The following is a 12,053-nucleotide window of genomic DNA, read 5'->3' as shown; positions in this document are numbered from 1 at the left end:
TGTCGTTGCTGGAGTGCCTGTTGGGCCTGTTCGAAAACTGTTCGATCTCAGTCGAGGGCTGGGGCGCGGTATTTGACGAAAAATAAATGGTGCGGGCGCCAAGACCGACCTCGACCAAACCGGTTTCAAGAAGCCGACGGCGTTAGGCCGTTAAGAAATGGTGCGGGCGGGGAGACTCGAACTCCCACACCTTGCGGCGCCAGAACCTAAATCTGGTGCGTCTACCAATTCCGCCACGCCCGCAACACGCGCCCCAATAGCAAAGAGCGCGCGGGGAGGCGAGACGTATTTGACGAAAAATCACGCGACATTAAGGGCCTGTTGAGCTATCCTGCGCTTAACCTAGAGGCAGGTTACAGAGAGAGACGCCATGAAACCGAATACGGTCGGGCGCGAAACGGTCGGGCGGATGCCCCCTTTGCGCATTGATATTGCTCATGTCGGGCTTGTGTCCGGCACCCTTCTATTGACTTCTGACGGTGAAATTCCCGTCGAATACCTTTCAGCCGGGGATCGGATTGTCACACGGAATGCGGGACTTGCCCCACTGACCGCGACACAGTCCTATCGAACCACTGATGAGGCGGTGAAGATTGCTGCCGGGTCGCTGGGCGATAGCAAGCCCAGCCATAACGTTATCATCCCGGCGGCCCAAATGGTACTTGTGCGCGACTGGCGCGCGAAGGCGCTTCGCGGGGCAGCGCAGGCGGTCATGCCCGCGGGTTGCTTGATTGACGGTGAGTACATCACGTCGCTTGGCCCACGCCAGATGACATTGGTGCGGCTTGGGTTCGAGGCACCGCACGTGGTCTATGCCGACGGCTTGGAACTGTCGGTGCCCGCCATGACGTTGACCGGGGTAGAAGCCGCTTAAGCTTGTAATGCACGCAGCACCTGCGGCAGGAGTTCGGGAAGATCCTCGGCGATCAGCCCGGGCCCAAAGGCGCGGCCGCATTCAACATGGACCCAGGCGGCAGCTTCGCACGCAACCATGGGATCAAACCCGCGCGCTAGAAGACCGGTTATGAAGCCAGCCAGCACGTCCCCGGCCCCGGCAGTGGCCAGCCAAGGTGCCTCGCGCTCGTACGCGGCGGAGTGAATAGAGCAACGCCCATCCGGGTGGGCAATCACGGTGTCCGGCCCCTTGAACAGAACAACCGCGCCGCAGCGTTGTGCGGCGTCGCGGGTCGCATCCACTTTGGAGTATGCGGGCCCGTGATCCGGCGCCGCGGTCAGCCTTTCAGCAATGTCCGGAAACAGACGGGCGAACTCTCCGCCATGTGGTGTCAGCACGGCATGTTCGTTCAAAGCCGCCATGCGCCTGCTATCCTGTCCGAGCAGTGTGAGCGCATCGGCGTCAAAGACAACACGCCTCGTAAGGCGGAGGTGTCCTCCGCCCAGCACCGCATCCACCCGTGCAGCGGCCTGATCACCGAGGCCGAGGCCTGGACCAAGGCACAACGCGTTGATCCTTTGATCTGCCAGCAGCGCATCAACGGCGCTGGCATCCTCAATCCGTGCGAGCATGAGCGCGGTGATCTGCGATGCGACCTCCATCTGTGCGGAGGGTGGCACGCCCAAAGTGACCAGGCCCGCCCCGATCCGCAATGCACCTCGCGCAGCAAGCCGCGCCGCGCCAGTACGCCCGGGCCCACCTGTCAGAACCAGGGCATGACCGTGGTCGAACTTGTGCCCCGATCCTTTTGCAAGATCCGGCAACGCGTTTTGATCAATCAAGCTGACAACAGACATCTTGCACCTCCCGACCGTGTTCGAGCGTCGTCTCGCCGCCACATCACAAGCCAATATCCACAACTTTCAATTTGCCGCACAGCTTTGGGCCGCGCGCAAGATAGTGACCCGGTTTTGCGCGATGGAACGTCACCGTCAGTTCCGCCGGGATCACAGTGCCAAGGACGCGGCCGCTGTCGCTGCACAGGCCCGAGGGGATATCGACTGCCACCAAGGGCACGCGCTTCTGACGCCGCAGATCGGTTGTGTTTGCTATCATTGTGAACACGCCCCGGACCGGGCGCGTCAAACCCGTTCCGAAAAGGGCATCGACCATCAGGTCGGGCGACCCGAGCGCAAGGCTGTCATCGACCAGCGGTGACGGGTTGATGGCACGCACAGTAACGTCACCGATGGCACGCCAGCGGTCGTAATTCGTGCGCGCATCCGCGGGAAGCTGGTCAGGCGAGCCATAGAAGAACACCTTGACCGCCCAACCGCGCGCTGCCAGCAGTCGCGCAATGACGAACCCGTCACCCCCGTTGTTGCCGGGGCCGCACAGCACCACAGCGCCATGGGCGCCCTCAACAAAGGTTGGCCACTCATCGAACACGGCCTCGACCACACCGGCACCGGCCCGTTCCATCAGTTCAAGGCCGGTGATATGGCCCGACTCGATTGCGGCCTGTTCAACCGCCCGAATTTGCGCTGCCGTCAGGAGTTCCGTCATGCTGAAATCCCCAGAGTTTCCAGTTCGCATAATTTTTATGCGCAACGCACAATTCCAAGGCGCGCACCTCACAATCCGCCCGCAGCATCCTTATTCTCTACCCCATCCCATGGACGTCCCAAACCCGGAAGTGGTCCATCCCAACCCAAGGCGCGACAAAGGGAGGCCAGCCCCATGAAAAAGATCGAAGCAATCATCAAGCCATTCAAGCTTGATGAGGTGAAAGAGGCCCTGCAAGAGGTCGGCGTTCAGGGGCTTTCGGTCATCGAAGTCAAGGGATTTGGTCGCCAGAAGGGCCACACAGAACTCTATCGCGGCGCGGAGTATGTCGTCGACTTTCTGCCCAAGGTGAAAGTCGAAGTTGTGCTTGATGACGATCAGGTCGATGCTGCCATCTCCGCAATTGTCGACGCCGCCAAGACCGAGAAAATCGGCGACGGAAAGATCTTTGTCACCCCCATCGAACAAACCATTCGCATCCGTACCGGTGAGACCGGTTCGGACGCGCTCTAAACTCTTACCAAAAGACAGGAAGGACCAATAGGAATGGCCAACCCCGTTCTCGACATGATCAAGGAAGAAGACGCCGAGTACGTCGACATCCGTTTCACAGACCCGCGCGGCAAGCTTCAGCACGTGACCGTCATGGCCGACCAGGTCGATGAAGACTTCCTTGAAGAAGGCTTTATGTTCGATGGCTCATCCATCGCGGGCTGGAAGTCCATCGAAGCCTCAGACATGAAACTGATGCCCGACCAGGCCAGTGCTTATGTCGATCCTTTCTATGCGGAAAAGACGATCTGTGTGCATTGCTCCATTGTTGAGCCTGACACCGGCGAAGCCTACGAGCGTGACCCGCGCGGCACCGCCGAGAAGGCCGAAGCATACCTGAAATCCACAGGCATCGGCGACGCGGCTTACATGGGCCCGGAGGCAGAATTCTTCCTGTTCGACGATGTGCGCTTCTCGAACTCGATCAACAAGGTGTCTTATGAAGTCGACGCGACCGACGCGTCCTGGAACACTGATACCGAGTACGAGATGGGCAACATGGGCCACCGTCCCGGCGTCAAGGGCGGCTACTTCCCCGTGAACCCCACGGACGAAAGCCAGGACCTGCGCTCCGAGATGCTCTCCACCATGAAGCGTCTGGGCATGAAGGTCGACAAGCACCACCACGAGGTCGCGTCGTGCCAGCACGAGCTGGGTCTGATCTTTGACAGCCTGACCAAGCAGGCCGACGAGTTGCAGAAATACAAGTATGTGATCCACAACGTCGCCGCCGCCTACGGCAAGTCGGCCACGTTCATGCCCAAGCCCATCGCAGGCGACAACGGCACGGGCATGCATGTGAACATGTCAATCTGGAAAGACGGCAAGCCGCTCTTTGCAGGCGACAAATACGCTGATCTGTCCGACGAGGCTCTGTTCTTCATCGGCGGCGTTCTCAAGCACGCCAAAGCGCTCAACGCCTTCACCAACCCATCGACCAACAGCTACAAGCGCCTGATCCCAGGCTTCGAGGCCCCCGTGCTGCGCGCCTACTCGGCCCGCAACCGCTCGGGGTGCGTCCGCATCCCATGGACCGAGTCGCCCAAAGCCAAACGGGTGGAAGCGCGCTTCCCAGACCCGTCGGCCAACCCCTACCTGTGCTTCGCGGCCCTACTGATGGCGGGCCTTGACGGCATCCAGAACAAGATCCATCCGGGCGAGCCGTCGGACAAGGACCTCTACGACCTGCCTCCAGAAGAGCTGGCCGGTATCCCGACTGTGTGTGGCTCGCTGCGCGAAGCGATGGAAGAGCTGGAAGCAGACATGGACTTCCTGCTGGCTGGTGACGTCTTCACCAAGGACCAGATCGAAGGCTACATCGCGCTCAAGATGGAAGAGATCGAAACATACGAACACACGCCGCACCCGGTTGAGTTCGGCATGTACTACAGCTGCTGATCCTCCCTGGCAGTTGAAACTCAAGGCGTCCCGTACCGGGGCGCCTTTTTTAGTGGGTGCAGGCGCCGGATCTCTGATCTGGCTTGATGCCCGCGCACGCGCCGTTCGCTGGGGCGGTCTGTCGGCCGACCTTCTGTCCAAATACGCCGAAGGCGCGAGTTCTTTCCAGACCGGCAGAGCGCGGCATCATGGGCCACAGCCCCTGCACAAAGCCTGAATGAACTGATACATCCACAGCCTGATTGAGCGACGATGCGGCCGTCCAAGACGCCTCAAAAGAAACGGCCATCGCACGACCTTGGCGTGCGCTCACACCATTCTGCTGCGATTGCGTGCACAGTAAAAACCCTTGTAAACAATACCATGGGCCAGCAACGCCAAAGAAATGAGCGTAATTTCGCCGATCCTGCTGCAATGCAGCGGGGGTCGTGTATTCCTTACTTGCATCTGCACCCCTCCAAGCGGACGATGACGGTATTAAAAGTTAAAGAATGGTGAATTTTATGACCACAACTCAATTCTGTCTTCGCGTTTGTGTCGCTGCCTCGGTCATTATGGGGCTGCACATGATCCTTACGCACATGGCCTGACGGCACATTTGAAAAAGGGCTTGGGGCCGTGTGCACAGACACGATATCTTGGCCCAACAGTGTCAGTGGGAGAAAGATAAATGTGTTTGAAACGTCTGGTCGGCGGCACTTTTACCGCCGCTCTTGTGCTATGCGCACATGCTGCGTCCGCTCAGTGCGGAAACACTTCTGCCGGATTTGACGCATGGAAATCGGATTTTGCTGCTGACGCCCAACGCGCGGGCGTGCAATCGCGCGGATTACAGGCCCTTGCAAACGCACGCTACGCCACCCGGACAATCGCCGCAGATCGGAACCAGAAATCGTTTCGGTACAGCCTGGACAAGTTCATGCAGGTCCGCGGTGCCGACACGATTGTCGCTCAGGGGCGCAAACGGAAAGCACGAAGCCCGGACTTCTACGCCGCCCTCGAACGCCAATATGGTGTACCCGCGGGCGTCCTGATCGCGATCCACGGCATGGAAACTGCCTTTGGTGGGTTCATGGGCGACAGTTCCGTCGTGTCCGCCATTGTCACCCTGACATACGACTGCCGCCGCTCAGAGTTTTTCAAACCGCATGCCATTGGCGCGCTGAAACTGGTGGACCAGGGGTCGATCACCGGCGCGACCAAGGGGGCAAAACACGGTGAGTTGGGGCATACCCAATTCCTGCCCGGAAACGCTTTGACCTATGGCGTGGACGCCAATGGCGATGGCCGCGTGGACCTGTACAACCAGACCGATGCCTTGGCGTCGACCGCGAATTTTTTGCGGCAAAAAGGATGGAAGCCCGGCCAGGGATACCAGCAAGGGCAGCCAAACTTTGCCGTGATCAAGCAATGGAATGCGGCCACTGTCTATCAGCAGTCCATCGCCATCATGGGTGCGCGGATCGACGGTTAACGACCACACCCGAAAAGATCTGCTTGCGCCGCTGCGCTGATCTAAGTATTTGGCCGCTCAGGGTTCAGGCCCCTGCCCTCCGCACCATGGTGAAGCCCTGATTGTCCGACCCTTTGAACGGTCGCAGCCTCGGCAACGCGGAGCCCCGAACGCCAAACCCACGCGACCGGATAACGGAGCTGGATATGGATATTCCCTTACCCTCACGATCTGCGCTCAAGGCGCAGGCGAAACGATTGCGACAGACGGTCAATGCGACCGGCACGCCATTGACCCACGCACAAGCCCTCGAGGCTGTTGCCCGTCAATGGGGCGCGCGCGATTGGAACACGCTCAGCGCACGAGCGCAGGACGCGCCGCAGCACGGTTATTTTCCGGGCCAGCGCGTGAGTGGCCGGTATCTCGGGCATCGCTTCGGCGGGATCGTCAAATCGGCACGCCTCATGCCCGGCGGACGCCACGCTTTGACCCTACGCTTTGATGACACCATTGACGTTGTGCGATCGCATCAATTTTCGGCCTGGCGGAAACAGGTGAACTGCGTTGTGAACGGCGCGGGGCGTTCCATTCGCGCGACATCCGATGGGCAACCCCATGTCGTGATCCACGACGCCTGGTCACGGGAATGACAACTTGCAACGCTGACGTGTCGCCCGCCTAATCCAAGAGCGGCACGTCAGCACGCGCCAACACATAAGTGTGGATGACAAAGACCACGGCCCGGCTTTGCGGCAGCCGCAACAGGGTTTGCCGTTCGGTCCGGTAATATGGCCTATCCTGCAACCCGGCACCCACGCGTCTTGGTTCGTATTGAGAGCGTGGCTGAAAAAGTTCGGGGTCTTCGTACCAAAGCTGGTTGAACCGCCACAGCGGTCGCCCAACCCCTATCCCGTCAAACAAGCGCTGAACACGGCGCGCCAGATCCTCTGTGTAGTCATCAACAGGAACATGGATGTCGGTCAACGGGCGCCCCGCCTTTTCACGCAACCGCCACGAGGCCGGAAAGCACAGCACGGCGCCGGTCAGCACATGTTCGTCTCCGCGCTGTTGCATCAACACGAAATCGTTCTGGCACAAGCGCCCAAGGGTCGCCATCGGCGCGGACGGGTCAATGTGCACAACGCGTTCGTCCGGGCGTCGGACGCAACTCTCACTCAGATCAAAACCAATCCCAGGCAACTCCGCGAGCACAGTGGCCAAAAGCTCATCCGCCGCCGGACGCGCATCAGGGTCAAGGTACAGAACGTCAGCCGGATGCGCCGCCAGCAACTCCTCGCGCCGGGCCATCTGCTCGGCATAGGCTTCATCCACCCGCAACCACGGTCCAGTTTCAGGCCGTATGCCGGGCAGTGCGCGCGACATGCGCATGTCTTCGGGCAAATGTGTGTGCAAAATCGCAGCCATGGCCCGTTGTGACACGCACATTGCGACGTCTCTAGCGGAAAAAAACGCCAAATCCCTGTCGGAAACTGGCAATTCGCCGCGCAGTTTCCACGGCAGGCTGACGTAAGGGAAGGAGCGGCTCATGAACCAACACTATCGCGATACGCGCAAGATCGACCCAAATCGCGGCGCAATCCTGGGCGACGGCACCCCAAACGATGCAGACCGGATCGAGATCGGGCCAACGCAGCTTGCCTTTCAGGAATGGGAGGACGCGGGGCTCACCCTACCCAACCTTGCCGACATGCGCGAATATCGGTGGCGGCGCCTGACCCAACACATCGTCGACCGGGACTATGCCGGCCTGTTGATGTTCGACCCGCTCAACATCCGATACGCCACCGACTCGACCAACTTGCAGCTGTGGAACACGCACAACCCGTTTCGTGCGGTGCTGCTGTGTGCTGATGGCTACATGGTGATCTGGGACTACAAGAATGCGCCCTTCTTGTCCTCGTTCAACCCGCTCGTGCGCGAGGTCCGGCATGGCGCCGACCTGTTCTATTTCGACCGCGGTGACAAGATTGACGTCGCCGCCGATACCTTTGCCAATGCGGTGCGAGAGATCTGCGCCAAACATGCGCCGGGCGTCAAACGCCTCGCCGTCGACAAGCCCATGGTGCACGGTTTACGCGCGCTCGAAGCGCAAGGCTTTGCCGTCATGGATGGCGAAGAGGTCACCGAAAAATCCCGCTCGATCAAGGGCGCGGACGAACTTCTTGCAATGCGCTGCGCCGTGCACGCCTGCGAAGCGGCCGTGCAGGCGATGGAAGACTTTGCGCGGGCAACTGTCGGCGACGGGAAGACGTGCGAGGATGACATCTGGGCCATTCTGCATGCAGAAAACGTCAGACGCGGCGGCGAGTGGATCGAAACGCGTTTGCTGTCGTCCGGCCCACGCACCAATCCGTGGTTTCAGGAATGTGGCCCTCGCATCTGCCAGCAGAACGAAATCATCAGCTTTGACACCGATCTGGTGGGCAGTTACGGAATCTGCGTCGACATCTCGCGCAGCTGGTGGATCGGGGATCAGAAGCCGCGCGCCGACATGATCTATGCCATGCAGCACGCGCATGAGCACATCATGCAGAACATGGAGATGATCAAACCCGGGGTCATGATTCCGGAGCTGACCGCGAACACCCATGTGCTGGACGACAAGTTCCAGGCCCAGAAATACGGCTGCCTGATGCATGGCGTCGGACTGTGCGATGAATGGCCGCTGGTCGCCTACCCGGACAAGGCCGTGCCGGGCGCCTTCGACTACCCGCTTGAACCGGGCATGGTACTATGTGTCGAGGCGGCAGTGGGCGAGGTTGGCGGCGACTTTACCATCAAACTCGAGGATCAGGTGCTGGTGACCGAAACCGGATACGAAAACCTCATCACCTACCCGTTTGACCCGGCGCTGATGGGAAAGACTTGACCGGTCTTACGGAACCACCGGGAAACTTTTGCATGAGCATATCACAAAGCATTTTTGTAAATGCCATTCAGGTGCTGGGCACACAGTGCAATATCCACAAAACTTTCTGAAAACAAATTATAGGCCAAATGCACATTCTCGCATAACGTGAAGTTAAGGATCGATTCTTGAAATCGGTTCACAGAATTATTTTGATAAATTCGTTTTGAAGGGCCTTTGGATGCAGCCAAGCGACATCAAAAGCATATCCATACATCCGGCCATTGGTGTTGCGCGCGTTGGTAATTCCGAAGATGGTTACTTCCTTGCGGCAGATGTCATAGGTGCGACACCGCACGACACGGATGGCTTTCGCGATGCGCAGGGTTCCCTCAAACGGCAAGTCGCGCGGTTCCGTGTGTACGCCACGCTCACCTCAGGCGAAGTACGCGAACTTACCGACGCTGACGCCCAAATCGACTGGCGGGTGGAAATCGCCAACCTCAAGGCCGGATGGTACGAGTTCCAGCATGCGATGGACCTGCCACCGGAGCAGGTGTTCGAACCCAAGAAGCGTAACGCGACCTTCAATGGCGATGATCGCGAACGGCTCAGTATAAGACCCTCTCCCCGCACAGTCTCAGGGCCCAACCAAACATCGGCGCCTTTCGATGATGGCACGTTTTTCGGCAAGCCCGTGTATCTGGGCGAATTGCGCACGGACGAGGCTGGCCGGCTTTTGTTCTTTGGCGGCCATGGCACATCCGAACCTCTGGTGCCGGGCACTGCCCCGACCACCTTTGCAAACAATGACGGCTGGCACGACGACACCAGCGATGGCCCCGTCCGGGCAACCGTAACAATCGGTGACACCGCGTTCGAGGCGACACCGGCTCACGTCATCGTGGCGCCCCCGAATTTCGGTCCGGGCCTCTTTGGCGTCGTGACGATGGACGATGTCGTCCGCGATCTGTTCTTCCGCGAAGGGATCCTGGAACCGCCAGAGGGAACCAGCTTCACCCGCGACATCTGGCCCATCTTCGACCGGATGACCGGGCACCAATGGGTCTGCGACGGCATCCTGCTGCTGGCGGGTCAGGGCACACCGCTGGATGCCCGCGATCCGGACATCATCGCGCAAATGGCCGACCGGACCGATGCCAGCGCCCCCTACCGCCAGGCCGTGTTCAACCTGTTCCGCAACAGCAACACCGAAGCGCTGAACCACGCGGCCCTGCCGCCCTTCTACGGCGACACATATGGGGACAAGTATCTTGACGGGCCGCGCGAGGGTGAACTGGTGAATCCTGCGCGCGAAGATCTGTTTCTGACCAAGACGCAATACCAACATCTGCAAAACTGGGCAGACGGCAATTTCGACAGCGATTGGGCAGGCATACCGACCGTTCCGGTATTTGACGACATTCCGACATGCGACCAACCGCGCGAACTCGACCGCGCCGCATTGCACGAATGCCTGGGTGGCCCATTCCATCCCGGCATCGAAATGACGTGGCCCATGCGGCTGGCCTCCATGTGGAACCCGGATATCCCCTACCGTTTGCGCCCGCTGCCCGAAGGCGAACCCGTGCGTCAGGATTACGGCGACACGCTCAGCCGCGCACAGGCGCTCGCCTGGGACGGACCATGGGGGCCGACAGGCCCAGGCAGTCTGACCCGCTGGATGGGCGTGCCCTGGCAAACGGACGAGGCGTCCTGCAACTCAGGTCTGGTCTACACGCCCAGCCTGTATCTCTCCTCTCCCAGTTTTTGGGGCGCCCGTGTCCCGAACCAGGTGTTACCGACCGAGGCCTACGCTATTGCCACCACTCCGGAGCTGGCCCCGCTTCAGGTACAACGCCATTTCAGCAATCGCCGCTTTTGGCTGCGCGATCTTCAGGGCACGGGCTATGCAGCACGGATCGACAACATGGTCCACAAATGGTGGATGACCGGTCTGGTCGAGGCGCATTCACCGCCCGAAGGGTCCGGGTTGCCCGATCCGTGCTTTGTCGAAACAGGGCGCTCGCCGACATTTACCCAAGGGGATCCAAGCCTGAAACTGGCGCAGGACATCGTCGCGCTGCAATCGACAGAAGAACATATTTCTGTATTGGCCCGGCGCCCGGAACCCGAGGCAGGCGCTGAAGAGGTTCTTGAACATCAGACATTCGAGCGGCTGGGCCGCGGCGAGGTCTAATGCAGCAGGTGCTGATTGCCGGTGGCGGCCCTGCCGGGCTTGCCGCTGCCATTGCACTGGCCGAACGCAAGATTGCCGTGACCGTTGTCGATCCCGCAGATTGCATCGCGGGAACACGGGCGGAAATGCTGGCCCAGGGCGCCGGTGCCATCATGCAGAGGCTTGGCCTTGGTCACGTTCTGCAAGATGCGCTGCGCATCGAAACCGTCAAAAGCATGTGGGGTGCGGCACACCTACAGTCCCACGGCACGGCACCGGGGCTCGGCGTGCACGGCTGGGGTCTTGACCGCCACGCTCTCAGCATCGCCATGCGCAAACGCGCGCGGACGCTCGGTGTCCGTACCATTAAGGGGAGGATTGGACGAACGGTTCAAACCTGTGAGGGCTGGCGCACCAACCTGTCGTATCTGTCGTCAAACAAGGCTGTCACGACGCCATACATGATCGACGCAACGGGCCGCCCGGGCCATATCGCCCGCCGCAACGGCGCCACCACATGCCATGGACCAAACCTGGTCGCCGTCCTTTGGCATGTGGCGGAGAATTCCACTGCGGTTATGGCAGCCGAAGCAACACAGGTGGGATGGTGGTACGCCGCGCCCGCCGATCAAGGCACAACCGTTGGATTTGTCACCAGCCCGACGACAGCCAAAGAGGTCTTCAACGACCCGCAGGGGACGCTTGCGCACGCTGCACGCACCCTTACTGCCATTCCCGTTCCGGCCCATGGCACACCTTGCATCACGGTGGATTGCCGCAGCGCGGTGCTGGACCGGATCTGCGACACAGGATGGGTGGCGACGGGGGATGCGGCAGCGGCTTTTGACCCGATCTCGTCCCAGGGACTGTTCAACGCGCTGTCGGGCGGGTTTTTCGCAGGCAATGCGGTCGCGGATGCAATTGGCGGCGATGCCGAAGCGCCGCTTGTTTACGCTGCCCTCGCGGCCCGCACCGCTGAACGGACGCACGCGCAAACACGCCTCCAATACGCCGCCCTCCCCTTCGACACAGCCTTCTGGCGCGAACATGCGGGCCATCAGATTGCAAAACGCCGGCGGACTGCAGCTGAGCAGAGACAAGACCAAACGGCAATGCCAGTGCCAGCTCCGGGTTGACGGTT

The 12,053-nt window shown here is 60.3% G+C and carries 9 protein-coding genes, 1 tRNA gene and 1 pseudogene; 8 read left to right on the top strand and 3 right to left on the bottom strand.

The window, feature by feature from the left end:
* Positions 1 to 158 precede the first annotated feature (158 nt).
* Positions 159 to 243, bottom strand: a tRNA-Leu gene (locus BWR18_RS02280).
* A gap of 127 nt (positions 244 to 370) precedes the next feature.
* Here BWR18_RS02280 and BWR18_RS02275 point away from each other — a divergent pair.
* A complete protein-coding gene (locus BWR18_RS02275; RefSeq protein WP_076626518.1) occupies positions 371 to 874 on the top strand; it encodes a Hint domain-containing protein in 504 nt (167 codons plus the stop codon).
* Here the strand turns inward: BWR18_RS02275 and BWR18_RS22485 are convergent.
* Positions 871 to 2,461 (bottom strand): annotated as a pseudogene (locus BWR18_RS22485) (NAD(P)H-hydrate dehydratase). The gene BWR18_RS02275 and the pseudogene BWR18_RS22485 sit on opposite strands and share 4 nt — an antisense overlap.
* A gap of 174 nt (positions 2,462 to 2,635) precedes the next feature.
* Between BWR18_RS22485 and BWR18_RS02265 the strand changes: the two are divergent.
* The 4 genes from BWR18_RS02265 to BWR18_RS02250 all read left to right on the top strand — a co-directional run bounded on the left by BWR18_RS02265 (position 2,636) and on the right by BWR18_RS02250 (position 6,514).
* Positions 2,636 to 2,974 carry a P-II family nitrogen regulator gene (locus BWR18_RS02265; RefSeq protein WP_076626517.1) on the top strand — a complete coding sequence of 113 codons (339 nt, stop codon included), beginning with the start codon at positions 2,636 to 2,638 and terminating at the stop codon, positions 2,972 to 2,974.
* Between the two features lie 33 nt (positions 2,975 to 3,007).
* Positions 3,008 to 4,411: a type I glutamate--ammonia ligase gene (gene glnA, locus BWR18_RS02260; RefSeq protein WP_076626516.1), complete on the top strand. Its 1,404-nt coding sequence runs from the start codon at positions 3,008 to 3,010 to the stop codon at positions 4,409 to 4,411.
* Between the two features lie 670 nt (positions 4,412 to 5,081).
* The gene (locus BWR18_RS02255; protein WP_083957614.1) at positions 5,082 to 5,885 is read left to right on the top strand and encodes a lytic murein transglycosylase; all 804 of its coding nucleotides are present in this window, start codon (positions 5,082 to 5,084) and stop codon (positions 5,883 to 5,885) included.
* A 185-nt stretch (positions 5,886 to 6,070) separates the two neighbouring features.
* Complete coding sequence (locus tag BWR18_RS02250) at positions 6,071 to 6,514, top strand: glyoxalase superfamily protein (RefSeq protein WP_076626515.1); 444 nt, start codon at positions 6,071 to 6,073, stop codon at positions 6,512 to 6,514.
* Positions 6,515 to 6,542: 28 nt separating this feature from the next.
* Here the strand turns inward: BWR18_RS02250 and BWR18_RS02245 are convergent, their stop codons facing one another.
* Positions 6,543 to 7,412, bottom strand: coding sequence for a DUF3445 domain-containing protein (locus tag BWR18_RS02245; RefSeq protein ID WP_368073634.1), 870 nt, complete (start codon positions 7,410 to 7,412; stop codon positions 6,543 to 6,545).
* Between BWR18_RS02245 and dddP the strand changes: the two genes are divergently transcribed.
* The 3 genes from dddP to BWR18_RS02230 all read left to right on the top strand — a co-directional run bounded on the left by dddP (position 7,411) and on the right by BWR18_RS02230 (position 12,048).
* Positions 7,411 to 8,754, top strand: a complete 1,344-nt coding sequence (gene dddP / locus BWR18_RS02240) for a dimethylsulfonioproprionate lyase DddP (RefSeq protein ID WP_076626514.1) — start codon at positions 7,411 to 7,413, stop codon at positions 8,752 to 8,754. The genes BWR18_RS02245 and dddP overlap by 2 nt on opposite strands.
* Before the next feature lie 220 nt (positions 8,755 to 8,974).
* Entirely contained in the window at positions 8,975 to 10,933 is a 1,959-nt protein-coding gene (locus tag BWR18_RS02235) for a LodA/GoxA family CTQ-dependent oxidase (protein ID WP_076626513.1), read from the top strand.
* Positions 10,933 to 12,048, top strand: coding sequence for an NAD(P)/FAD-dependent oxidoreductase (locus tag BWR18_RS02230; RefSeq protein WP_076626512.1), 1,116 nt, complete (start codon positions 10,933 to 10,935; stop codon positions 12,046 to 12,048). Before BWR18_RS02235 ends, BWR18_RS02230 begins: the two co-directional genes overlap by 1 nt.
* Positions 12,049 to 12,053: the final 5 nt, after the last annotated feature.

The sequence above is a fragment of the Tateyamaria omphalii genome, from assembly GCF_001969365.1.
GTDB lineage: Bacteria > Pseudomonadota > Alphaproteobacteria > Rhodobacterales > Rhodobacteraceae > Tateyamaria > Tateyamaria omphalii_A.
This window is presented reverse-complemented; position numbering and strand designations above follow the sequence as displayed.